Raw genomic sequence first — 23,237 nt, 5'->3', positions numbered from 1 at the left:
AAGATCAGGAATCGGAATCGCGCAGGCTCGGCCCTTGGCTGGAAGCGCCACCGTCGCCACCGCGCAGCGTGTGGGCGGCGGTCGTCGCGGCATGGGTGAGTTGCTGGCGCCGGTGCAGGCGCTTCGCCCAGGCGGGTTGCTCCTGCGGCGTGGAAGGCGGCGCGTCGCTGCTGGGGGCACCGCTGCCCGCTGTGGGTGCGGATGCAGGCGCATCGGCGCTGAACGCAGTGGCGGCGCGATCGCGGATGGAACGCGCGCCTTGCGCCACCTTCTGCCCGGCCGCCTGTGCGCCGGTCTTGGCGACATTGCCCACGCCAGCGGCAGCACCTTTGAGGCCACCACCAGCAGAAGCGGAGCCAGCCTGGAACGCCGACTTCGCGCTGCTGGCGGCTCCAGCAGCGGCACGAGCACCGTTGCCGGCCAGCTTGGCGGCAGCCGGGGCCATGCGTGCGCCGGCAGCGACAGCGCCGCCGACGCCCGTGGCCGCTGCGCCGATGGCAACGGCGGTGCCGGCCACGCCCAGCGCGGCGCCGGCCATCGCGCCCGCGCCGAGTTGCGGGCCGCCCGATACCAGCCCGGTCGCAATGCCTGGCCCGAAGATGCCCAGCGCCAGCAGGGTCAGCGAGGCCAGCATGACGACGACCGAATGGTCGATGGAGGGTTCGGCCGGTTGCACCTGGAACTCGGCGAACAAGCCCGAGCCGATGCCCACGATGACGGCCAGCACCAGCACCTTGATGCCCGACGACACCACGTTGCCCAGCACCTTTTCGGCAAGGAACGCGGTCTTGTTCCAGAGGGCGAACGGCACCAGCACGAAGCCCGCGAGCGTCGTCAATTTGAACTCGATCAGCGTGATGAAAAGCTGGATCGCCAACACGAAGAAGCACAGCAGGACGATCAGCCACGCGAGGAACATCACGACGATGGGCGTGATGTTCACGAACACCTCGGGAAAGCCCGCCATGTCGCCGATCTGGTCGAGGATCGGCGCCCCGGCGTCGATGCCGATCTTGGCCAGCCTTCCCGGATGCAGGAAGTTCTCCATGCTCAAGGTCGAGCCGCTGGCCGTCAGGCCCAGGCCCGCGAACGAGCGGAACACGATGCCGGCCAGCCAGTTGAAGTTGCCGATGATGTAGGCGAAGGCACCGACGTAGAGCACCTTGCGGATCAGCTTGGCGATCACGTCTTCGCCCTGGCCGGTGGCATGGCTCATTGCCCAGAACAGCCCGGCGATCGTCATGTCGATGACGATCAGCGTGGCGGTCAGAAACGCCACCTCGCCATGCAGCAGGCCAAAGCCCGAGTCGATGTAGCGCGAGAACGTATCGAGGAAGCGGTCGATGATGGTCACGTCATTCATGGCGAGTTCTCCTGCCCAGGCCCGTTGTCATCGGCGGGTTCATCGAAGCTGGGTGGAATCGGCGGCAGGTCGGCGAGCGTCTGGTACTCGCCGGGGCCGGCCTTGCCGGAGAGAAAGCGGCGCAGGTCGGCTCGGGCCACCTGCGCGCAGAACGCGCCGCCGTGCTCGCCCGCGCGGCATTGCGCGCGTAGCGCGTGCAGCCGGGACGGGTCGGCGGCCAGCGCGTCCACCGAAGGCGGCCGGCCGCACCCGGCGAACAGGGAAGCGAGAGCGAACAGGACGGGCGCGTTCTTCATGGCCGCACCCGTCAGGGGTTGTAGAAGTTGACGGGCTGCGGCGTGTACGGCGTGCCGCTGCCCAGGAAGCGCCGCGTCACTTCGCGCCCGCGCTCGGTGGCTGCGGCCTGCCGCGCCAGCTCCAGTGCGGTGGCTCGGTCTTGCGTGATCTGGAGCCGCTGCGACTGGATCGACTGCTTGGCCTGCAAGGCGAGCAACTGGTTCATGGCCTGCATCGCCTGCAACGCGCCTTCGGCCGATTGGCTCTTGCCCACGAGGTCGGCCAGCACGGTTTCGTCAACGCCCAGGTTCTGCGACACCTGCGCCTGCATCTGCATGGTGGTCTGCAAGCCGTTGAGCGTGTTCTTCCAACGCTCCTGCGTGTCGCGGTACATCTGGTCGCCACTGACGGTGGCCGCGTACTGCTCGGGGTACAGGCGCGCAAACTCCTGATCCAGATTCGTCACGTCGTAGGCCAAGCCCTTCGCCTGGGCGATCAGCCGCTCGGTCGTCGCCAGGTTGGTGCGCAACTGGCCGACCACGCTGGACGGCAGGCTGGCGAGGTTGCGCGCCTGGTTCATCAGCATCTGCGCTTCGTTCTGGAGCTGCTGGATCTGGTTGTTGATCTGCTCCAGCGTGCGAATCGCGGTCAGCGTGTTTTGCACAAGGTTCGTGGGATCAATCACGACCCATTGCGCGTGTACGGTGGAAACGGTGCAAAGCATGGCCGCGACGGCAGCGGCGATGAGTCGCTTTTTCATGGCTGGTTCTCCTGTGGGTGGTCAGCGGTACGGAGGGAACCCGGCGTGAGGCCGGGGAACGAGGGCAGCAGGTCAGCCGCCCAATCGAGGCCGCGATGGCGTAGCCAAGCGCCGGCGAAGCCGGGCACGCCGGCATCCAGCAGCACGCGGTCTATGTCGCGCTGGTCTTGCGGCGTGGAAGCGCCTACGAACGCGAGCGCAGCCGCCCCCAAGTCGAGGTCGAACAGGCGGTTGCCGAGGCGGGATTGGTAGTAGTAGTCGCGCTTGGGCTGCGCGGTGGCGACGATTTCGATCTGCCGCAAGTTCAGGCCGAAGCCCTCGTAGATCGTGCGAATCTGCGGCTCGGTCGCCTGCGGGTTGGGTAAGAAGATGCGGCTGGCGCAGCTTTCGATGATCGCGGGCGCGATGCTGGAATCCTTGATGTCGGCAAGGCTCTGCGTGGCGAAGATGACGCTGACGTTCTTTTTTCTGAGCGTCTTGAGCCATTGGCGGATGCGCGCGGCAAACACCGGGTCATCAAGGAACAACCAGGCTTCATCGAGGATCAGCAGCGTGGGCGCACCGTCGAAGCGTTCATCGAAGCGCGCAAAGAGGTAATGCAGCACGGCCATGACGGCGGCCTTGCTGTGCATCAGCTCCTCCATCTCGAAGCCCTGCACGTCGGCGCTGCCCAGCCGGTCGTGATCGGCATCCAGCAGCTTGCCGTGCGCGCCGCCGAGCACATACGGCGCGAGCGCCTGGCGCAGCGCGTTGGACTGCAACAGCACGGACAGCCCGGTCATCGTGCGCTGCTCTACCGGCGCACCGGCGAGGCTGCCGAGTGCCGACCAGATGGCGGCCTTCTCGTCGGGGCCGACCGCCACGCCTTCGTGCAGCAAGCGGCCTTCGATCCATTCGGCAGCCCAGGTGCGGTAGCCTTCGCGGTCGATACGGGCAAGCGGCTGGAAGGCGATTTCGCCATCCGTGCCCAGGTCGTAGTGCTCGCCGCCCAGCCCGAGGATCGTGGCGCGCATCGAGCGCCCCATGTCGAACGCGAAGATGCGCGAGCCGCGATAGCGGCGGAACTGCATCGCCAGCGTGGCGAGCAAGACCGACTTGCCCATGCCGGTCGGGCCGGCGACCAGCGTGTGGCCCACGTCGCCGATGTGCGTCACCAGCCGGAACGGCGTCGCGCCGTCGGTGCGCGTGGCGATCAGCGGCGGCCCGTCGAGGTGAGCATTGCGCTCGGGGCCGGCCCATACCGCCGACAGCGGCATCATGTGCGCCAGATTCAGCGTCGAGACGATGGGCTGGCGCACGTTGGCGTAGGCGTTGCCGGGGAGCGAGGACAGCCACGCATCCACGGCGTTGAGCGTTTCGGGAATGGTGACGAAGCCGCGCCCTTGGATGACGCGCTCCACCATGCGCAGCTTCTCGTCGGCTGCGTCGGCGTCCGCGTCCATGACGGTGACGGTCGCCGTCAGATAGCCGAAGGCGACTTGATCGCTGCCCAGCTCTTGCAAGGCCGCATCCGCGTCGGCAGCCTTGTTGCTGGCGTCGGTATCGACCAGCGGGCTTTCTTGTTGAAAGATCGTTTCGCGTAGCAGCGCGATGACGTTCTTGCGCTTGGCGAACCATTGGCGGCGCAGGCGGGCGAGTTCTTTTTCCGCCTCGGCTTTGTCCAGGCACAGGAAGCGCGTACTCCAGCGATACGCAAAGCCCAGGCGGTTGAGGTCGTCCAGAATCCCCGGCCAGGTCGAGGTCGGAAAACCGCGCACCGACACCACGCGCAGGTGCTGGTCGCCCAGCATGGGCGCCAGGCCGCCGACCAGCGGCGAGTCGGTCAGCAGCGCGTCAATGTGGAACGGCACCTCGGGCACCGCCAGCCGATAGCGCCGCGTCGATACCGTGGCGTGCAGGTAGGTCAACGTCTGCGCGTCGTCCAGCCAGGCGATTTCCGGCATCACACCATCGAGCAAATCAAAGATGCGATCCGTCTCCGCCACGAAGGCGGTCAGGCGCTCGCGCCAGTCCACGCCCTCGGTGGGCCGGTTCTCGTACAGCATTCCCGCTGCACGGGCACGCGATTCTTCGGGCGGCAGGTACACCAGCGTCAGGTGATAGCCGCTCTCGAAGTGGTTGCCCGATTCCTCGAATGCTGCGCGGCGTTCCTCATCCACCAGCCACGAAAGCGGCTCGGGGAAATCCGAGTGTGGATAGTCGGCAGCAGCGCGGCGCTCGGCCTCCACGAACAAGGCCCAGCCCGAACCCAGCCGGCGCAGCGCGTTGTTCAAGCGCGCCGACGTGGCGATCAGTTCGCCTTGCGTGGCGCTGTCGAGGTCAGGCCCGCGAAACCGCGCCGTGCGCTGGAAACTGCCGTCCTTGTTCAAGACCACGCCCGGCGCGACCAGCCCGGCCCAGGGCAGCCAGTCGGCAAGCAAGGCCGGGCGCTGTCGGAATTCGGCGAGGTTCAGCATGGCATCACCTCACACGTCCAGCAGCGGGCGGTGCTTGATGTGCCGGGCGAACACGGCCATGAACTGCGGATCGAGGCGCGCGCCCCATACCGCCAGCGCATGGCCGACGATCCAGAGCACAGCACCGGGAATCCACAGTTGCAGGCCCAGCCCGACGGCGGCGGCCAGCGTGCCGTTGGCGATCGCCACCGTGCGCGGTGCGCCGCCCAGCAAGATCGGCTCGGTGAGCGAACGATGCAGCGGCACCTCGAACCCGGCCGCGAAGCTGTCCGGGCCGCTCATACGACTGCCCCGCCCGAGAACGAAAAGAACGACAGGAAGAACGAGGACGCGGCGAACGCGATGCTCAAGCCGAACACGATCTGGATCAGCTTGCGGAAGCCGCCCGACGTGTCGCCGAACGCGAGCGCGAGGCCCGTGGCGATGATGATGATGACCGCCACGATGCGCGCCACCGGCCCTTGGATCGACTCCAAGATCGACTGCAACGGCCCTTCCCACGGCATCGAGGAACCGGCGGCCTTTGCCGTCCCGGCCATGAACAGCATTACCGCAGCCATCATCATTCCCTGCTGCGCAGGGCGAGCCAAGCGGCGCAGCCGGGCAAGGCCGGACAGGCGCGAAGGCGGATTTACGGAAAAACGGAAAGCAGGAACGTGCATCTGCGTCATGGCAGTTCTCCAGGGTGGTTGAGGGACGGGGAAGAAAGGTCGGACTGCGATGGCAGCTCGGGAAACGGCGCATCCATCGCGTCCGCCAGTTGGTAGCCCACGCCGTCGAAGCCAACGACGCGGGCGATGCTCTCGATGCGGCGCTTGTGCCCGCGCCCGGCGATGTGGATCACCACGTCCACGGCCTCGGCGATCAGCGCACGGGGCGGGTTCACCGCCACTTCGAGAATCAATTGCTCCATGCGCAGCAGCGCGCCCAGCGCGGAACCCGCGTGGATGGTGGCGATGCCGCCGGGGTGGCCGGTGCCCCACACCTTGATGAGATCCAGCGCCTCGGGGCCGCGCACCTCGCCGACTACCACGCGATCCGGCCGCAGGCGCATGGACGAGCGCACCAGCTCGGTCATGGACACCACGCCCGCGCGCGTGCGCAGCGGAACGTGGTCGCGGGCCGCGCATTGCAGTTCCACCGTGTCTTCGAGCACCAGCACGCGGTCGCCCGTGGCGGCGATTTCAGCGAGCAAGGCATTGGCGAGCGTGGTCTTGCCGCTGCTGGTGGCTCCGGCAATCAGGATGTTCTTGCGCTCGCGCACCGCGCGAACGAGAAAACCCGCCTGGGCGGCGGTCATCATCCCGTCCACGACGTACCGCTCCAGCGGGATCACGCCGATGGCACGTTTGCGTAGTGCGAAGGCCGGCCCCGGTGCGGCGGGTGGCAAGATGCCCTCGAAGCGTTCGCCGGTTTCGGGCAGTTCGGCCGATAGCAGCGGCTGACCGCGATGCACTTCCGCGCCGACGTGGGCCGCGACCAGGCGGATGATTCGCTCGCCATCGGCCTCGGGCATTTCCACGCCCATAGGCGCGCGGCCCGACGACAGGCGATCCACCCAAAGGGTGCGATCCGGGTTGAGCATGATTTCCACCACGTCGGGGTCTTCGAGCGCGGTGGCGATCAGCGGCCCCATTGCCGTGCGCAGCATCTGGATGCGCCGGTCGAGCGAGGCCGCAGCGGACGAACGCGGCTCGGGCGAGAACTGCGGCGCGGCGCTCATAACGCACGCTCCCGCGCCTCGGTCTGCGCTACCGCGTCCTCCATCCGCATCGGGTCGGGATGCAGTTCCTCCACCACGTCGCGCACGAGGCTGCGCCCGCGCAGCAGGTGGCGGCCAAGCTGCTCCACGAACTGCTCGAAGCGCGCCTTGCCCTGCGCACGGGCCGCGTCTTGGTGCGCTTCGGGAACCGGCGTGCTGACGGTCAGGTAGTAGCGGATGAACAGCGCCAGCGTTTCGATGGCAATGCTCTGGTCGCGCTCCATGCGCTCGGCCTGGCGCGAAAGGCGATCAAGACGCTTGGCGATGGCCGCCTCGCGTTGGTCGGCGGCATCGGGCGACAGCCACGATGCGAGCGCCGCCGCGACGATGGACGACTTGGACACGCCTTTCTTGGCGGCGAGTTCATCGAGGCGCCGGGCGTGCTCGGGCTGGATAAAGAGGTTCAGGCGGTAATGGCTCATAGCTCGATTCCGTCGTTGGGGTCGAGGGAAGCCAGCCGGGCCGTGCGCTGCATGGCCGGGTCGAACTGGCGCGGGAGTGGAAGCGGTAGGTCGTCGTCGTCATCGAGCAGCCCAAGGTCGGCGGCGGGCGCGGCCAGCTCGGGGTCGTAGGCGGCGGTTTCGGAAAGCTCGGGCTGGCGGCGTGGGCCGCCGTCGTCGCCCGAGGCTCCAAAGCCGTCGGCGGCACCGGCCGCAGGCACGGCGGGCACGGCAGGGATCGCCAGCCCGCTCCAGTCGTCCGGGCGCGATGGCGGCGCATCTGCATAGCGGCCAACGACGAGCGCCGGCGGCGGCAGCACGCGCCGCTTGAAATTCGCGTCCGCGTAGTAGCGCAGCTTCTTGGCCCTGATCGGTGCCACGCTGGACACCATGACCACGGCGTCGTCGGGCGGAAGCTGCATGACTTCGCCCGGCGTCAGCAGCGGGCGGGCCGTCTCCTGGCGCGACACCATCAGGTGTCCCAGCCAGGGCGCGAGCCGATGGCCCGCATAGTTGCGCTGCGCGCGCAGCTCAGTCGCGGTGCCCAGCGTCTCGGAGATGCGCTTGGCGGTGCGCTCGTCGTTGGTGGCGAACGTCACGCGCACATGGCAGTTGTCCAGAATCGAATGGTTTTGGCCGTAGGCTTTGTCGATCTGGTTGAGCGACTGCGCGATGAGGAAGCTGCGGATGCCGTAGCCCGCCATGAAGGCCAGCGCCGTCTCGAAGAAGTCGAGCCGGCCCAGGGCCGGAAACTCATCGAGCATCAGCAGCAGCTTGTGGCGGCGCTCGATGCCGTCGGAGCCGTCGAGCGATTCGGTCAAGCGTCGCCCGATCTGGTTGAGGATCAGGCGGATGAGCGGCTTGGTGCGCGATATGTCCGAAGGCGGCACCACCAGGTACAGCGACACCGGATGCTCGGCCGCGATCAAATCGGCGATGCGCCAATCACAACGCGACGTGACTTCGGCCACCGTGGGATCGCGGTACAGGCCGAGGAACGACATGGCGGTACTCAACACGCCGGAACGCTCGTTGTCCGACTTGTTGAGCACTTCGCGCGCCGCCGAAGCGACGACGGGATGCGGGCCATCGCCGAGGTGCGGCGTGGTCATCATCCGATGCAAGGTCAGCTCGAAGGGGCTGGCTGGGTCGCTGAGGAAGTTGGCGACGCCGCGCAGCGTCTTGTCCTCGCCGGCATACAGCACATGCAGGATGGCCCCGACCAGCAGCGCGTGCGAGGTCTTCTCCCAATGGTTGCGGCGTTCAAGCGCGCCCTCGGGATCGACCAGAATGTCCGCGATGTTCTGCACGTCGCGCACTTCATGCGCGCCGCGCCGCACCTCCAGCAGCGGGTTGTAGGCCGCCGACTTCGCATCCGTGGGGTTGAACAGCAGGCAATGCGAGAAGCGCGAGCGCCAGCCTGCGGTGATTTGCCAGTTCTCGCCCTTGATGTCGTGGACGACGGCGGACGCGGGCCAGGAAAGCAGCGTCGGCACCACCAGGCCGACACCTTTGCCGCTGCGCGTGGGCGCAAAGGTCAGGACGTGTTCCGGGCCTTCATGCCGCAGGTACTGCCGGTCGTGCTGACCGAGGAAGACGCCGGCCGGCCGTGTGAGGCCCGCCTTGCGGATGTCCTCCGCGTTCGCCCAGCGGGCCGAGCCATAGGTCGTGACGAGGCGCGATTGCCGCGAGCGCCAGATCGACATCCCGATGGCAACGAGTACGGCCACAAGGCCGCTGCCGCCCGCGATGGCGCCCCCAATGTCGAAGATGCGCGGTGCGTAGCCATCGAAGAAGAACCACCACTCGAACAACCGCCACGGGTGATAGACCGGCGTGCCGAAGAAATCGAACCAGGGCAAGCCAAGGCGTAGCTGATAACCCAGGGCGGCGGCTGTCCACTGTGTGGCGCTCCACACACCGGCGACCACGATGCCGAATACCACGGCGATCTGGCCGAACAGCACGTTCGTCCCTTGCATTGCCTGCCTCCGATCACGGCACGAGGGAGTGCCGCAACGACGAGGGTCAAGGCGTCTGCGCAGGCCGGTCAAAGGCCGTTATGGCGGCAATTCAGGCCAAAAAGACAAGATTTCTTGTTGGAGCGAAGACGATAAAAACGCCGCTAACGCGAGAGCGTTGCGGCGTGTCGAGGTAACAGCGCGAACTTCGTCGCAGCGGTGCGACGGCGGCGGGTATTACTGCGTCTTTTGCTCCGGCCGATCGCCGAAGAAGCGCCGCTTGGCGGCCTCGGCCGCACGCACGCAGAGTTCGTCGCCGACCTTCGCGCGATCCTCCTTGCATTGGCGCTGGAGTTCCTTGATGCGCTCGGGATGGGCCACAAGGTAGTCAACGGTTTCCGAAGGTTGAGAGGGGCCGCATCCGGTCAGCGCGGTGGCCAACATCAGCAACATCATTTTGTTCATGGTTCCATTCCTTTCATAGGATGGTTCAGGAATCATCGGCGGCTCCGAGATCATCCGCCGAATCAATAAAAGCAACTCGTTCAATGAATCGAGCCAGCATCTCGGACGGCTCCGCATCGCGCCGAAGAAGATAAGTCGTGAGCATGGTCGGCTTGCCCGTCAAACGGCGGGCCACGACGCCCGGCTCGCGGCTGGAAGCGATGTGTGCCTCGCCCGCCAAGCCCAATGCCAGCCCTGCGGAAACTAGGGCAAACATCACATCGAAGGTCGCCACGTGCTGCGCGATTAGCGGCTCCTGTCCACATGCGCGAAGAATTCGATCAACTTGGCGTGCATGACCTTCGCAGATGGCTGGGTCGCCTAGTGCTAGGGGATAGCGCAGCACTTCCTTCAACGGAACCTGTTTGAAGGCGAGCACGGGATGGCGAGCAGGCACAGCAACCATCAATTCGTCCTCCCAAGCGGAATTGACCAAAATGCCATCGCCTGCCTCTTCGGCCATCGAAAACCCGGCGTCGTACAGGTCATCATGCAGACCCTTGATCTGCTGAGCCAGCGGAACCTCGAACAGTCGGATATCTACCTCGGGTTCTTCTTCGCGGCTACGCGCCAGCAAAGCCGGCAACCGCGACGGCGTGATGCCGTCTGACAAAGCGATGCGCAACTGACCATGAAAGCCGTTGGCGGCGGATTTGACGCTATCTTTGGCCTGCTCTAACGCTACGAATACACGCTGAACGTGCTCTAGGAACAACCGTCCAGCGCGAGTTAACTGCGTGCTACGGGTTGTGCGAACGAACAATCGGGCACCGAGTTCTTCCTCCAGCTCCTTGATAGTGCGGGACAGCGGCGACTGGTCAATGTGCAGTCGCTCGGCCGCGCGAGCGAAATGGAGTTCTTCGGCTACAGCGAGGAAGCAACGCAGATGTCGAAGTTCCATTGCCTCTGCCTCTACTGATCCACTTAAGAACCGACCGGCGGTTCTTCCTCCAACGCAACAGCGAACATCTGCATCAGCCGAACGAGATCCTCGATGTCTTCTTTGGCCCAGGTGCTGAAAATCACGCGACCGATCCGTTCGCGTGCAGCGTCGATGCGAACCGTCATCGCCTTGCCCTTCGGCGATATGACAGCTTCGCGCACGCGACGATCGACGGCGTTCTCCTGACGCTTCACGAGACCCAGGCTTTCGAGCTTGGCGACCTGACGGCTGACGGTGGTGTAGTCCCGTCCCGCACGATCAGCCAAGTCCATCACGCCGATCGGCCCCAGCCGTTCGATTCCGATCAGAAGGGGAAACAACGCCCGGTCGAGCCGGATGCCCGCGGCTTCGATCAGCTTCTCGTCGCGCTGTGGCCGGTTCATCGCGCTAACAATGCTTATGAGGGCACCGTGCAGCGCCTTGAGTTGCTCAGACATGCGTGCATCTTGCACGCTTTTCTTTGACGACATAGAATGCCTCCCATTGCGTGCATAATACACTCATTGGAGCGATGATGACAACCAACCTGACGACTGGCGTTCTGATCTGCGGAGCGGGCGCAGCCGGCCTCACGCTTGCCATTGAGCTAGCGCGACGCGGCGTGCCATTCCGCCTGATCGAGAAGATGAACGAGCCCTTCAACGGCTCACGTGGCAAGGGCATCCAACCGCGAACACAGGAAATTTTCGAGGATCTGGGCATCATCGACCGCGTTGTCGCGGCCGGCGGAATCTATCCGCCCCAGCGCGAATACCGCGAGGACGGAAGCTATGCAGAGTCCGCAGTGGTCGAGGATGTTCAGCCCACACCCGCCGAGCCTTATCACCTGCCGCTGCTGGTGCCCCAATTCCTGACCGAAGGGGTCATGCGGGAGCGACTTGCCGAACTCGGCGTGCAGGTTGAATACGGCTGCGAACTGGTCGGATTCGATCAAGACGAAGACGGTGTGACCGCGCGGATCGCCGCCGGAGCAGGTGCGGAGACCGTCCACGCGCGGTATCTCGTCGGCGCAGACGGTGGCCGTAGTTTCGTGCGTAGCACGCTCGGCATCGGCTTTCCGGGCAAGACCCTGGGTGTCCGGGCCATCGTGGCGGATGTCATCCTCACCGGCATAGAGCGCAATGCCTGGCATCGCTTCAATGAAGGTTCGATGGAGCGGCAGCTATCGCTATGTCCGCTTGCGGGCACTGAGCTATTCCAGATTCAGGCGCCTATCCCTCTCGAAGGCGATGTGGATATGTCCGCTGCGGGCCTGACCGCGATGGTGGCCGAGCGCACCGGCCGCAATGATGTGCAGATCAAGTCCGTCTCCTGGGCTTCGGCCTACAACATGAATGCGCGTCTGGCGGATCGCTACAGGGACGGTCGCGTGTTCCTGGTCGGCGACGCCGCGCATATTCACCCGCCGACAGGCGGCCAGGGACTCAATACGAGTGTCCAAGACGCCTACAACCTGGGATGGAAGCTGGCGGCGGTCACTACCGGCGCTCCCGATGCGCTCCTTGATAGCTACGAGGAAGAACGCCGACCCGTCGCGGCCGCCATGCTCGGTCTTGCAACGAAGTTACTTGATGCCCTCAAACGGGGTGAGAACCGCCGTGGCCGTGAAGTGCACCAACTCGATATCGGGTATCCGGAATCCTCTCTTGCGCTGGAAGCGCCCGAGCGCAGTGACGGCCTGCTCGCAGGGGATCGTGCCCCTGATGCCCCGGTTCGCGGTGCGGCAGGACAGCCGATCCGGCTCTTTGAATTGTTCGCTGGCCCGCATTGGACATTGCTGGGTTATGGCGTCGCACCCGCGAGCGTGTCGCCACGTCCGGGGCTGCGCGTGCACGTCTTCGGCCAAAGTGGTGATGTCATCGACGAAGGCGGCCATTTTGTCGATGCCTACGCGCCTTCTCCTGGCGACTGGGTGCTAGTTCGCCCTGATGGCTACATCGGCGCAATCGTTGCGTCCGGGGAAACAGCAGCCTTGAAAAAGTATTTGAACGAAGTCGGGGTGAATAGCCGTGCCTAAATTTCCTGCCGTGCGATCGTGGGCCACGCCGCTGACGATCAGCTCGTTTCTGCTGATGTCGGCCACCGGCGTTCTGATGTTCTTCGAGCTGGATCGCGGCCTCGTGGTAGTGGTGCATCAGTGGTTTTCCTGGTTCTTCCTGGCCGGCGCCGCCGGACACATCACGGCCAACTTCCGTCCATTCAAAAATCACTTCAAGTCTGCGGGAACCAAGGCCATTGCGATCATCTTTGCGGGTGTTGTTGCAGCGTCGCTCTTCTCTTGGGGCCGCATGACAGGCCCACAGATGAAAAGACCCATCGAACTGGCCTTGGTCGATGCTCCACTGTCGTCACTGGCTGGTGTAACTCACATGGAGCCGGATGTTCTCATTGGCAGGTTCAAGGCACATGGGATCGTTGCGACCGGCCAGCAGTCGATCCGGGAGATTTCCCTCCAATCTGGCGTTGGTGAGAATCGACTTTTAGGGATCGTATTTTTGCCGGAATGAAACCCTCGAAAGGAGACGCACCTTGTCCAGATTTTCCCTGACGCGGCGCTCGACACTCATGATGCTCGGCGCATCGGCAGTTGGCTTTGCCAAAGCAGCACCGGTTCTTAAGCCTGCTACGCCATCGTTAGCGCCCTTTGCTCGCCTGCATCAAGGCGGCGCGATGATGGATCACCTGATGCCCGGCGAGCAGGCCGAGCGTCTCACGGCGAGTCCTGCGCCTCTTGGGTCGCTGGGTCGATGGACTTCGAGAGCGCTATTGCCGCTGCCGCGCAGCGAGATGGCCTGGGGAGCTGCGTGGGCGGGTCGCCTGCACGTCATCGGTGGATATGGGGAGGGCCGCGTCGATCGAACCTATCACCATGTTTATGAGCCTTCCGAGGATCGCTGGTACGTCGCGGCACCGCTTCCGCGCGGCGCCAACCACGTTGCCGTCGCCGCTCTCGCAGGCCGCGTATATGCGCTCGGCGGCTTCGTGGAGCAGAACAGAAGCCCGGTCAACAACGCCTACGCCTACGTGGTGGACGCCGATCGCTGGGAGCCGATCGCGCCCTTGCCGCGGCCGCGCGGCGCGGCGGCAGCCGTCGTGCTCGAAGGGCGAGTGCACCTCATCGGCGGCGCTTCCGCTCCCAAGGAGGAACGCGCCAGTGTCGGCTGGCACGAAGCCTACGATCCCGACGCTGACCGATGGACATTGCGCAAGGCACTGCCCGGTGCCCGCGATCATGTCGGCTGCGTCGCTCGTAACGGCGTCATCCACGTCATCGGCGGCCGCTTCAATACGTTCGAGTACAACACCGACCTACACCATGTGTACTTCCCGGATAGGGATACGTGGGAGCCACGCGCCCCGATGCCGACGGCACGCTCGGGTCATGGCTTGGTGGTCTATCGCGATCGCATTTTTTCGATGGGTGGAGAAAGCGGTATTTCCGCTAATGGCCGGATCACGCAAGCGAAGGTCTATGGGCAGATGGAGAGCTACGACCCGGCCACTGATAGCTGGCAGCATCATGCGCCAATGCCAACTCCGCGTCATGCAGTCGCGGCCGCAACCATTGGAGACACGATCTACGTGGCAGGAGGTGGCCCCGTAACTGGTGGCTCCGTCCAGTCCGCCGTGCATGAGGCTTTCACGCTGACATCAAGCTGAATTTCTTGCACTCGGACGCGCGACCGCGAGCTGAATCTGCAAAGAGTGGTCAAGGGCAACTGACTCAACCGATGGAAGGGCCACGGCTGCGTCCGAAATCCCAAGACGCACTGGCACTGCGTACTGTCGCTGCTACCCGTTTGCCCAGCTTCTGCTCGATCATTGGCTTCCACGGAACCAGGCTGAACCCCTTGCCGTCGTCCAGCATCGCGTAGCGACCGCTGGCGAGCATGACGCTACGCCGGTAGATGCCGGCCACGCGCTGCCCGTCGGCCACCGGGCGATGCTCCAGGCCGGTGTCGGCGGCTATGTCCTTCGCGGCCTGCGCCAGCTCCCGGTTGCGCAGCGTGCCCAGCAGGTTGCGCGCCAGGATCACGCGCTGTCCGCGTCGCTCGGCCAGTCCCTGTTCGGCCAGGAAGTCGGCGCGCTGCTGCATCGCCTGCTTGGCCTCGCCGCCAAAGCCCAGGTCGCCCAGGCCCGAGCCGCCGCCGATCAACTGCTGGTCGAGCCAGGTGGCCCCGATCACGCGGGCCTGCCGCTCGATGGGCAGGTGCGATTTCAGCTCCACGGCCACGCCGCCCAGGCGCTGCGCGTCGTAGCGGCGGCCCTGCTCGGGCAGGTCGCCCGGCACCTTCCATAGCCCTTCGGCCACGCGCTCCACGATGCCGGCCCGGCGCAGGGCTTCCAGCCTGCGGACGTGGGCCGCCACGGCCTCCTGCGGGTCGCGGCCCGGTACGGCCTGGCCCTGCGCCACGGCCAGGTGATGATCGGTGCGGTACAGGCCATCGCTCGCCAGCGCGGCGATGTTCCTGTCGGCCGCGCGCACGTCGGCCGATCCCTTCACCTCCACCACGGCCCCGGCCGGATAGTTCGCCAGTTCATCGCGGGCGTTGAGCGCGACGTAGTGGGCCTTGCCGTCCACGCCGTCGATGACCAGATAGCCCCGGTCGCGCAGCTCGTCGGCCAGCCCCTTCGCGGCCACGCGGCCGAGGATGGTTCGGCCATCGTCCCCCGTCTCGAACACCGCCAGCTCGCGCGGCTCGCCGCGCATGGCCCGCTGCATGGTGCGGATGATGTCGCCGCGCTCGCCCAGGGCGCGCAAGGTCTTTTCCGCATCGGCATGGACGGCCCAGGTGCCGGGTTGCGTCTCGTCGGCCAGGCCCAGGCGCTGCAAGCGTTGCAGGCGCCCGATCAGCAGCAGGCGTTGGCGCTGCAAGCGGGGTTCGTTGAGCCGTTCGACATGCACCAGGCCATCGTCGCCGGCCTCGCGCTTCAAGGTGCGATCCAGGCTCGTCCACCGCTCCTGTTCCACCTCGCGTCCCAAGGTCTGCTGGATCTCCAGCTCGGTGCGCGGCCCCAGCCATTCGGTCGCCAGTTCGGCGGCGCGATGGCGGAAGCCGTCGGCGATGTAGTCGCCCGCGATGATGAGGTCTTTGCCGGTGTCGTCTCGCCCGCGCACGACGATGTGCGTGTGCGGGTTGTCGGTGTTCCAGTGGTTGACCGCAACCCAGTCGAGGCCCGTGCCCAGGTCGGCCTCCATGCGCCCCATGAGGTGCCGCGTGTAGGTGCGCAGGTCTTCCAGTTCCGCGCCATCCTCGGGCGAGAGGATGAAGCGGAAATGGTGCCGGTCGTCGGCGCAGCGTTCCTTGAAGGCGTCGAGGTCGGCGGCGTCGGTTTGCGGCCCGTAGGCTTGGCCCGGCTCGCCATCACGGCCCACGCCGTCGCGCTCGATGTAGCGCAAGTGCTTGCCGAGCGACTGCGGGCTGGCCCGCTGGTGGTTCACCAGCAGCGTCTTGATGGTCACGCGCCGCGACATGGGCGTCAGCTTCGCACCTGCGAAGCGCGCCGCCGTATGGCCGCGCCCGAGGCGCGAGCCGGGCCGCTGGCCGGTTCCATTGCTGGTGCCGCCCGCCGCGCCAGGACGGCGCACTGTGAACTTGCCGCTGCTGGCCTTGCCCGCCTGCTTGAGCACCTTGGAAACAAAGCTCTGCCCCTGGCCCTTGCCCCGGTTCTTCGGGGCGCTGGGGCGAACGCGGAAATCGTTGTCGCGGCGGTCGCTCATGGCTGCGCTTCCTGCAAGCTCTGGCGTGTCCTGTCGTGCGAAGCACGCGGACATGCCTGCATTGGCGCGGGCCTCGCGCCATAAGCGGCACGGCGGCGAAGCCGTTGCGTGCCGCGCCACCCCCATGTGCAGACTGGCTTTCGACGCGGCCCGGTGCCGCGTCCTTTTGTCTTGCCTTCCGCCTTTGCCCCTCGCTGGCGCTCCGGGCAGCGGCGGCCCGGCTGCGCTGCTGCGCGAGCAGCCAGCGCGCCGGCGAACGTGGCGACGGCCATAGGCCGGCAGCGTTCGAGGCAAGACGCCTGCACATGGGAAGGCAGCGCGAAGTGCGGTGCGGATGCCCTCGCACTGCACGCGCGACGACATGCGGAAAGCCACTGAATCGGCACGCCAGATGGCACGATGAGATGCACGGCAACGTGCAGCGAATCGGCGGCCATCATGGGCGTGTCTCCAGCCAAACCGGATGCGCAACGCCGATCACGGCGGACGCGCTGACCGGCCCGAAATACCGGCTGTCGAACGACGCCGGGTTGGTTGTGCTGAGCAGGAACAGTTCGCCGGATTGAAGGCGCCGGCATTGCTGCCAGGATGGCAGCGGCCGGCCCCAGCGGTCGGCCGGCAGCGCGGCGGCAGACGGCACGCCGTCGATGCGGACGACGCGGCCAGTGACACACACCTCCTGCGGGGCGATGGCACCCACGCGCTTGAGCAGCGGCACGCGCGCCGGCAGGTAGCCGCGCTGCGCGGCCAGCGTGGCGGCGTCTGGCGGCAGCGTGGTCAGGACGATGCTGCCCACGGACAACGGACGTGGCAGCGAGTCGGTGCCGTGGCCCAGCGGATCAACGCGATACCAGCCGACCGCCACACTGTCGGACGGGTTGTAGATCAGACGCGGCAACGGATGCACGAAGGACGCCCAGGCCAGCGCAGCAAGGCCGCAGGCGGACAGGCCCGCCAGCACGAGGCGAGCGCGCAGGCGCGAGCGAGGACGCGGCGCGGTGCCGGTAGCGCAAGCGGTGGTCATGGCAGCGCCCTCCCGGTCAGCCAGGCGGCGTGTCGCTCGGCTGTGTATTCGGGCAGCGGCAGGCGCGCCGCGAGCCGGTTGGCGAGCGTGCGCCAGTACGCGAGCGAGGTGCCGCCGGGCGCGATACCCAGCGCCTCGATTGCGTCGATGCGCTCCAGCACGGCGCGCACTGCGTTCTCACCCTCGGCGTGCAGCAGCAGGCGCGCGCCCGGCTGCACGCCTGGGATGCGCTGCGCCGCATCGAGCGGCGTGCAGGCTTGCATCACCATGAGCTGCCAGCGCACGGTGCCGTAGTCGTTGGCGTGCCAGTGGATGCGGCAGAACACCGCGCCTGGCAGGAACACCGCGCAGCGCCGCCAGCGGTCGAGTTGGAGGGTGCGCGCGGGTTCACCGAAGCGCAGATAGAGCTTGAAACGCGGTTCGATGTAGGCCAGCGCCACGCGCGTCAGCGGCGCGCTGGCAGGCTGGCCGGCAGGTGCTGCGAGCGCAGCCGTGACCGCGACGGAAGGCGCGGAGGCAGACGAAGCGGATGTAATCATGGTGTGTTCTCCCTGCGGTGCTCTGGAAACTCGCGTTCCAACAGGTCGCGCAGCAGGTCGGCCACGGTCACGCCCTGCGTGAAGGCCGACACCTTGATGCGCGCCCGCATGGCGGGCGTGATGTCGAGGGTCAGGCGGGCGGTGTAGAGATCGCCCTTACCCAGCGCATCGGCGTCGCCCTGGCGAATCCACGCCTCGGCGTGCGGATTCGCGGGCGGACGTGCGCCGATGCCGACGCGCTTGGCGCGCGGTGGCGGCTTCGCTGTCATGTCGGCCACCGCAGCAGTTCGTCCACCAGCGCGGTGATTTCGCGGGCGGCGGCGCTGTCCGGTGCCGTCTCGCGTGCAAGCCGGCCAGCGGCCACGCTGTCGGCGAACACGATGCGTTGATGCACTTCCGCGCGCAGCGCAGGAAGCGGCTGGTCGGCGAGCGCCTGGCGCGCTTCGCGCCCGATCACGGTGGTGCTGACGCGCCGATTGATGACGAAGGCCGCGCGCAGCGCAGGCCGGAACACCTGCGCCTCGCGGATCAGCGCCACCATCTCGGCGCTGGCCCACAGGTCGTAGGGGCTGGGTTGCACGGGGATCAGCACGCGCTCGGCCGCCAACAGCGCGGAGCGCGCCAAGGCGGCGATGCGCGGCGGGCCGTCGATGACGACGTGATCGGCCCGCCTGGCGAGTTCTGGCGCTTCCTGATGCAGCGTTTCGCGTGCGAGGCCCACGGCGCTGAACAGCCGTGGCAAGCCTTGCTGGCTTCTGCGCTGCGTCCAGTCCAGCGATGAACCCTGCGGGTCGGCGTCCAGCAGCACGACGTGCTGGCCGCGCATCGCCAGCTCGCCGGCGATGTGCGTGGCGAGCGTGGTCTTGCCCACGCCGCCTTTCTGGTTGAGCAAAGCGACGATCATGGCCTGGCCCTCCATGCTGGAAAGCCGGGCTTTGGCTGCTGCGTTCGTGGCCGCGTGGTGGTTGTCCACCGCAGCGGCGTTTCCCTACTAAAAGTTAGAGAAATTAAGTTAGGGAAGTTAGAGGTCGAGGAAACCCAGTGCTGGCGCGGGTTTGCGGCCAATCGGCACGCCTGATAGCACGATAGTCCCACGCCTGATAGCACGATACCTCGCACGCCTGATAGCACGACCCCATCCACAGGCTTTCCCGGAGTTATCCCCGTGCCGTCTGCGGCACGGGCCGGAAGGTCAGCAGCTCCATGCCGTTGTCCGGCATCCGTTCGATGGCCAGGACGTAGCCGGGCAGCGACTGCCGCGCAACCAGCGCGCGCAGGTCGCAGGCGAAGTCGTAGGGCTTTGCGGTGCTGCCCGACTTCTGGTGCAGGTAGCGGAAGTCGAACTGCCAGCCGTGCTCTTGCTTGCCGCCGTGCTTGCGCACCAGCCGATACAGCCACCGCTCGATGCCGCCGGTCAGCCGGAAATACGCCGGGTCGATGGTCAGCACCAGGGCGGCGTCGAGCACGCCGGCATAGAACCAGTCCGGCAGGATCAGTTCGATGCCCAGCGGCGTGCCGCTGGCATCGGCCAGTTCCTTCCATTCGTTGATCCACGAGAAGCGGTGCAGGCGCCGCCCGGTCGTCTCGCGGATGGACGTGGCAACCGTGGTCGATTGCAGCCGGTCGAGTGCGGCTTTGAGGCGCTGGTAGTCGCGCAGCGACTTGCCGCGCCCGATGAAGCGCAGGATCTCGTAAGGCGTGGCACGCATCAGCCGCGACGGGCGCAAACCCGCGTCCTTCGCCTCCACGATCTGCGAGGCCGCCCATATCAGCACGTCCGCATCCCAAATCGTGGCGATGCCGTGCTCCTGCGTGCCTTCCACGCGGATCGTGATGTTGCCCGCGCGGAAGTCGATGGGCTTGACCCGCTTGGACTTGCCGAGCGAGAAGAACGGATAGGCCATCAGGTCTTGGCTGTCGCGCGGCGCCATGTCGCCGGGCAAGGCGCGGAACAGGTCGAGCTGTTCGCGCTCCTGCAACGGCCGCTGCCGGGACGGCAGCGCGGTGCTGGACATGGCGATGGCCTGCCGCGCGCCGCCGATCAGCGCGCACGGCTGTCGGCCGAGTGGTGCTCGGCGTATTCGGGATCGGAGGTCGTCTCGAAACTGCGGTCGGCGGCCCAAGTGTCGAGGTCGGCCACGGCGTACATGACGCGCCGGCCAAACTTGCGAAAGCGCGGGCCGCCGCCGATCACGCGCTGCTTCTCCAGCGTGCGCGGCGACAGGCGCAGGTACTCGGCGGCTTCGTCGTTGGTGAGATAGCGTTGAGGCTGCGTAGCAGCGGTCGAGACAGTGGCGGCAGGCCGCAAGGGAGCGGGACGCATGGTGTGAACCTCCATCGGTTGAAAACGCCCGGCCACACAGCGCGACCGGATGGAGGCAGTCTCAAGAAGCGAGGGGTTTCCGATCAGGGCCGATTTGCGTCCGCATCAGAACGACCCTTCTCAAGCGGCGGAAGCTGTGCTATGCGGCGATAGCCGCCGCGCATCAGCGCGTCGCCGCGCCGCACGAGGCGACGCACCTTGGAGCGCAGGCCGCCATCGCTGTACCAATCGGCCACGGCATCGGCGCCGAACAGCCCTTCGGCTACCTCGCGCAATGACGCGCCCGCCAGGGTCGCGTCGAGCGCCTGCAAGGTGTGCAATTCCAGCAGCGCGGCAGGTGTGGGCCGGGGTTTGGCGACGGCCAGGCCCACGCTGGGCGGCTGGTTGCGCGCAGGCGCGACAGCGCCGCCGCGGTGTGCATAGGCGACAGCCATGCCGTCTTCCAGGCCGGGGGCCAGCGCGAAGCGCGAGCATCGGCCGGGGCTGCGCGCGATCAGCGCCAGCCCTTTGCCGTCATGCAGCAGTTGCTTGTGGCCCGGAAGACTCCAGAACGCGAAGGCCGCCGCATCAGGCGGTGGATCAGCGTCGGGATAGAGCTGCACCACGGCCGCATAGCCGGGCAGCCAGGCCGGATGTGCGTCTCGCGCATCCAGGGCCGGGTCTTCCAACAGGCGCAAGCCCCAGCGCAGCGCAGCGTCTTGTGCAGCTTGCGGGCGGCGATGACGGCGCAGCCAGTCGAGCCGATAGTCGGGGTTTCGGCGCAGGTACTCCCAAGCGAGCGCAAGCGTATCCAGCCACAACACGTAGAGGTAGGCGGCGGTCGGATACCAGTGCGCAAGATGGTGTGGACTAGCCATGACCATGACGCAAGCTCCCGTCGAACAGCAGGAACGTCGCCACGGCGGCAAAGGGCGGGAGCTACCGGATCAAGATCGCGTTCAAAAGTGGGCCTAAGCTGTAGCTGGCGGTGTCAAGACCGATCGGCTCCCGTGCATTGCTGAAAACGTCCGAATAGCGACGGCCGCAGGTGCGCCAGATGCAGCGCGGCATGGGATACCGTGCCGCATCCCGAGCCGGGGATCATGGCCGTTTCGAGCATAAACGCCCCACTTCGGGGCAAGAGCGGATATTCAGACCTAATATGTCTGGAGTGAGGCCAAAATAGCCTCGATACGCTCGGCTGCGCTGTGGCGCGCAGCATCAGTCAACAATGCCGCCGTTTTCCTGGGCCAGCCGGACGTATTCCGACAAGGCCCGTGCGGGCTGGAAATACCGATCCCGCATTACGGGCTGCTTGAGCGGCCCGACGATGCCGGCTAGGTCGGACAGCTTGACGGTGCCTTGTGCCGGCATCCCGATGCCCAGGTCGATGAGGCCCCAGGCGGTATCGCCATCGGCGGGATCGAGCGCAGCAAGCAGCCAGATGAGGTGCGCGTCGGGGGTGAACAGCCGCACCACGGGCATCGGGTCGAAGACCCGGCCAGCGGCGCGGGCCTCGCCGTGGGCCAGCAGCCGGGCACGGTCGTCCTCGGTGATGAGCAGGTTCATGGCGATGCTCTCCGGCTACACGAATCCGCCAAAGCGTGAAGGCGTACAGCCGTATCGACGGATTTGTGCATAAACACAATTGCGGTTCCTTTATTTCGCGCCTTTGTTGAAACCCGTAAGTGTTGATTTCTGTAGAAGCGCAAAACAGTGGGATTTTTATGAATGAGTTAAAGATAACGTGGTTTTAATTGTGGTGGGAATCGACGCTTCTGTCCATGCAGAAGCGTTCCGTCCAGCCCGGCCGACCGGCCGGCACCGCCACCCATGACGCCGAGTTGGCCCGCGCCTTCGGCGCGGCGGTGCGCGCTCTGCGGAAGGAGCGCGGCATCGCGCAGGAATCGCTTGGGCACATGGCTGGCGTGGAGCGTTCCCACATTGGCAAGATCGAGCGCGGCGAGCACATGCCCACACTGGCGCTCATCTTCAAGATTGCCGGCGCGCTCGAATGCAGCACGGCGGTGCTGATGAGCGAGGCTGAAAGCCAGCTCGCAGCAGCGGCCCAGCCGTAGGTGCAGGCTAGCCCGATCCGGCGAAGCCCGGTTCGGCGGTGTTCAAGGGGTGCCAAGCATCGCGCGGCGGGGATAGCCCGCAGGGCTTTCCCCTAGAGGCAAGCGAAGCGCGCAGCGCCGCCGGCGCGAAGGCGGGATTGAAGCCGAATGGCCGTGACGACAAAGACGGCACGGGGCGCAGCCCGAAAGCCCGGCGGCGCTTCGCGCCGACACGCCATGCCCTGGCAGCATGCACTGACACAGCTTCCCCGCATGGAAATGCAGCCCGCTATGGGCCGCTGCCTGCCGCTGCCGAGTTGGGGACGAGACAGCACAGCGCCCCGCCATGTGGCGGGGTGCTGCGGGCGGCGGTCACGCCGCCTGGGGCTTGCTGCGCGACCAGATCAGGTCGTGCGTGCCGTTCTCGCCTTCGATCAGGCGGGCATAGACCGGAGCCGGGAACGAAGGATCGTCGAGGGTCGCGGACAGGTAATCCCGCCCGGCCTCGCTGGTCTTCTTCCAGGCCGCGCCGATGTCGTGGCCAGCCGCCTGAAGACGGAAGTCAGGAGCGTTCTCGCTGCTGCCCTTGTCGTTGGGAACCACCTTGACCTTGACGTTGAGCGTCAGGGTGCGAAGCGTGCCGGTGAAGCCGTCTTTGTCTGCGGTGAAGGTGCCGATGTTGGCCATGATGTTTTCTCCTTTCGGTTGAACAAGGTTCGCGTCCATCGCGTCCTTGTTGTGATCCGGCCGGCGGGGGACGGGCTGGCTGCACCGCTCGCGGTCGAAACGCAGTGGAGAACCGGAAGGCGAAAAGAATTTGTCCCGCGAGGAATGCGCGCAGCGCAGGGGAAATTGTTTTCGCCGGACGGTTGCAGCCATGAAGCCCGAGGCGCAGCCGCGCCACCGCCAGGATTCACAACGAGACAAGGACGCCTTGGGCCGAACCGCTCCGAAAGGAGATGGGGTCGGCTCGGCATCCCCGCATAAAGGCTGCTCCGGCTCGCCCGCTGACGCGGGCCAAGTCAACCATCCGATGACAGGCGAGAACGCCCCTGCCGCACCTTGCGGTGCCGGTCTTGAGGCGTGGCGTGGAAGCTCCATAGCGATGCCGGGCGGGTTGTCCGTGAA

The 23,237-nt window shown here is 66.3% G+C and carries 26 protein-coding genes; 4 read left to right on the top strand and 22 right to left on the bottom strand.

The window, feature by feature from the left end; genetic code table 11:
* Positions 1-4: 4 nt before the first annotated feature.
* The 12 genes from trbL to IP86_RS04745 form a co-directional block, all read right to left on the bottom strand.
* Positions 5-1,363 carry a P-type conjugative transfer protein TrbL gene (trbL, locus tag IP86_RS04800; RefSeq protein WP_054161376.1) on the bottom strand — a complete coding sequence of 453 codons (1,359 nt, stop codon included), beginning with the start codon at positions 1,361-1,363 and terminating at the stop codon, positions 5-7.
* A complete protein-coding gene (locus IP86_RS04795) occupies positions 1,360-1,659 on the bottom strand; it encodes an EexN family lipoprotein (RefSeq protein ID WP_054161375.1) in 300 nt (99 codons plus the stop codon). The genes trbL and IP86_RS04795 overlap by 4 nt, the downstream gene beginning before the upstream one ends.
* A gap of 11 nt (positions 1,660-1,670) precedes the next feature.
* Entirely contained in the window at positions 1,671-2,399 is a 729-nt protein-coding gene (trbJ, locus tag IP86_RS04790) for a P-type conjugative transfer protein TrbJ (protein ID WP_024100058.1), read from the bottom strand.
* Positions 2,396-4,855 (bottom strand): conjugal transfer protein TrbE, encoded by a 2,460-nt coding sequence (trbE, locus tag IP86_RS04785; protein WP_054161374.1) that lies wholly within the window; start codon positions 4,853-4,855, stop codon positions 2,396-2,398. Before trbE ends, trbJ begins: the two co-directional genes overlap by 4 nt.
* Positions 4,856-4,864: 9 nt before the next feature.
* Positions 4,865-5,137 (bottom strand): VirB3 family type IV secretion system protein, encoded by a 273-nt coding sequence (locus tag IP86_RS04780; protein ID WP_053245687.1) that lies wholly within the window; start codon positions 5,135-5,137, stop codon positions 4,865-4,867.
* Positions 5,134-5,421: a TrbC/VirB2 family type IV secretion system protein gene (locus IP86_RS04775; protein WP_473829054.1), complete on the bottom strand. Its 288-nt coding sequence runs from the start codon at positions 5,419-5,421 to the stop codon at positions 5,134-5,136. The genes IP86_RS04780 and IP86_RS04775 overlap by 4 nt, the downstream gene beginning before the upstream one ends.
* 101 nt (positions 5,422-5,522) lie before the next feature.
* Entirely contained in the window at positions 5,523-6,578 is a 1,056-nt protein-coding gene (gene trbB / locus IP86_RS04770) for a P-type conjugative transfer ATPase TrbB (protein WP_054161372.1), read from the bottom strand.
* On the bottom strand, positions 6,575-7,039 hold the full coding sequence (locus IP86_RS04765) for a ribbon-helix-helix protein, CopG family (RefSeq protein WP_054161371.1): 465 nt from the start codon (positions 7,037-7,039) through the stop codon (positions 6,575-6,577). The genes trbB and IP86_RS04765 overlap by 4 nt, the downstream gene beginning before the upstream one ends.
* Positions 7,036-9,039 (bottom strand): conjugal transfer protein TraG, encoded by a 2,004-nt coding sequence (locus IP86_RS04760; RefSeq protein WP_054161370.1) that lies wholly within the window; start codon positions 9,037-9,039, stop codon positions 7,036-7,038. Before IP86_RS04760 ends, IP86_RS04765 begins: the two co-directional genes overlap by 4 nt.
* 216 nt (positions 9,040-9,255) lie before the next feature.
* Positions 9,256-9,483: an EexN family lipoprotein gene (locus IP86_RS04755; protein WP_054161369.1), complete on the bottom strand. Its 228-nt coding sequence runs from the start codon at positions 9,481-9,483 to the stop codon at positions 9,256-9,258.
* A gap of 25 nt (positions 9,484-9,508) precedes the next feature.
* Positions 9,509-10,423, bottom strand: coding sequence for a LysR family transcriptional regulator (locus IP86_RS04750; protein WP_054161368.1), 915 nt, complete (start codon positions 10,421-10,423; stop codon positions 9,509-9,511).
* 23 nt (positions 10,424-10,446) lie between these two features.
* A complete protein-coding gene (locus tag IP86_RS04745) occupies positions 10,447-10,935 on the bottom strand; it encodes a MarR family winged helix-turn-helix transcriptional regulator (protein WP_054161367.1) in 489 nt (162 codons plus the stop codon).
* A gap of 44 nt (positions 10,936-10,979) precedes the next feature.
* Here IP86_RS04745 and IP86_RS04740 point away from each other — a divergent pair, with 44 nt between their 5' ends.
* The 3 genes from IP86_RS04740 to IP86_RS04730 are packed head-to-tail and all read left to right on the top strand — an operon-like array spanning position 10,980 to position 14,125.
* On the top strand, positions 10,980-12,482 hold the full coding sequence (locus tag IP86_RS04740) for an FAD-dependent oxidoreductase (RefSeq protein WP_054161397.1): 1,503 nt from the start codon (positions 10,980-10,982) through the stop codon (positions 12,480-12,482).
* Positions 12,475-12,972, top strand: a complete 498-nt coding sequence (locus IP86_RS04735) for a DUF4405 domain-containing protein (protein WP_156332400.1) — start codon at positions 12,475-12,477, stop codon at positions 12,970-12,972. The genes IP86_RS04740 and IP86_RS04735 overlap by 8 nt, the downstream gene beginning before the upstream one ends.
* Positions 12,973-12,994: 22 nt before the next feature.
* Positions 12,995-14,125, top strand: a complete 1,131-nt coding sequence (locus tag IP86_RS04730) for a Kelch repeat-containing protein (protein ID WP_245290535.1) — start codon at positions 12,995-12,997, stop codon at positions 14,123-14,125.
* Between the two features lie 64 nt (positions 14,126-14,189).
* On the opposite strand, the gene IP86_RS04725 is transcribed toward IP86_RS04730, so the two are convergent.
* The 9 genes from IP86_RS04725 to IP86_RS04685 all read right to left on the bottom strand — a co-directional run bounded on the left by IP86_RS04725 (position 14,190) and on the right by IP86_RS04685 (position 21,621).
* Entirely contained in the window at positions 14,190-16,187 is a 1,998-nt protein-coding gene (locus IP86_RS04725) for a relaxase/mobilization nuclease domain-containing protein (RefSeq protein WP_054161364.1), read from the bottom strand.
* Positions 16,188-16,623: 436 nt separating this feature from the next.
* Positions 16,624-17,211 carry a S26 family signal peptidase gene (locus IP86_RS04720; protein WP_054161363.1) on the bottom strand — a complete coding sequence of 196 codons (588 nt, stop codon included), beginning with the start codon at positions 17,209-17,211 and terminating at the stop codon, positions 16,624-16,626.
* A complete protein-coding gene (locus IP86_RS04715; RefSeq protein WP_054161362.1) occupies positions 17,208-17,750 on the bottom strand; it encodes a DUF2840 domain-containing protein in 543 nt (180 codons plus the stop codon). The genes IP86_RS04720 and IP86_RS04715 overlap by 4 nt, the downstream gene beginning before the upstream one ends.
* The gene (locus IP86_RS04710) at positions 17,747-18,019 is read right to left on the bottom strand and encodes a hypothetical protein (protein WP_054161396.1); all 273 of its coding nucleotides are present in this window, start codon (positions 18,017-18,019) and stop codon (positions 17,747-17,749) included. The genes IP86_RS04715 and IP86_RS04710 overlap by 4 nt, the downstream gene beginning before the upstream one ends.
* The gene (gene parA / locus IP86_RS04705) at positions 18,016-18,654 is read right to left on the bottom strand and encodes a ParA family partition ATPase (RefSeq protein ID WP_023114174.1); all 639 of its coding nucleotides are present in this window, start codon (positions 18,652-18,654) and stop codon (positions 18,016-18,018) included. Before parA ends, IP86_RS04710 begins: the two co-directional genes overlap by 4 nt.
* 253 nt (positions 18,655-18,907) lie before the next feature.
* Positions 18,908-19,765, bottom strand: a complete 858-nt coding sequence (locus IP86_RS04700; RefSeq protein ID WP_054161361.1) for a replication initiator protein A — start codon at positions 19,763-19,765, stop codon at positions 18,908-18,910.
* 26 nt (positions 19,766-19,791) lie between these two features.
* Entirely contained in the window at positions 19,792-20,073 is a 282-nt protein-coding gene (locus tag IP86_RS04695; RefSeq protein ID WP_054161395.1) for a helix-turn-helix transcriptional regulator, read from the bottom strand.
* A gap of 83 nt (positions 20,074-20,156) precedes the next feature.
* Positions 20,157-20,936, bottom strand: a complete 780-nt coding sequence (locus IP86_RS04690) for a DUF2285 domain-containing protein (RefSeq protein WP_502693985.1) — start codon at positions 20,934-20,936, stop codon at positions 20,157-20,159.
* Between the two features lie 337 nt (positions 20,937-21,273).
* Positions 21,274-21,621 carry a DUF2958 domain-containing protein gene (locus IP86_RS04685; protein WP_054161360.1) on the bottom strand — a complete coding sequence of 116 codons (348 nt, stop codon included), beginning with the start codon at positions 21,619-21,621 and terminating at the stop codon, positions 21,274-21,276.
* Positions 21,622-21,836: 215 nt separating this feature from the next.
* Between IP86_RS04685 and IP86_RS04680 the strand changes: the two genes are divergently transcribed.
* Entirely contained in the window at positions 21,837-22,130 is a 294-nt protein-coding gene (locus IP86_RS04680; protein WP_054161359.1) for a helix-turn-helix domain-containing protein, read from the top strand.
* Between the two features lie 351 nt (positions 22,131-22,481).
* Here the strand turns inward: IP86_RS04680 and IP86_RS04675 are convergent, their stop codons facing one another.
* Positions 22,482-22,796, bottom strand: a complete 315-nt coding sequence (locus IP86_RS04675; protein WP_054161358.1) for a DUF736 domain-containing protein — start codon at positions 22,794-22,796, stop codon at positions 22,482-22,484.
* Between the last annotated feature and the right edge of the window lie 441 nt (positions 22,797-23,237).

Source organism: Rhodopseudomonas sp. AAP120 (assembly GCF_001295845.1).
In the GTDB taxonomy this organism is placed as follows: Bacteria; Pseudomonadota; Alphaproteobacteria; order Rhizobiales; family Xanthobacteraceae; genus Rhodopseudomonas.
The sequence above is the reverse complement of the archived record's forward strand: the minus strand, read 5'-3'. Positions and strand labels throughout refer to the sequence as shown.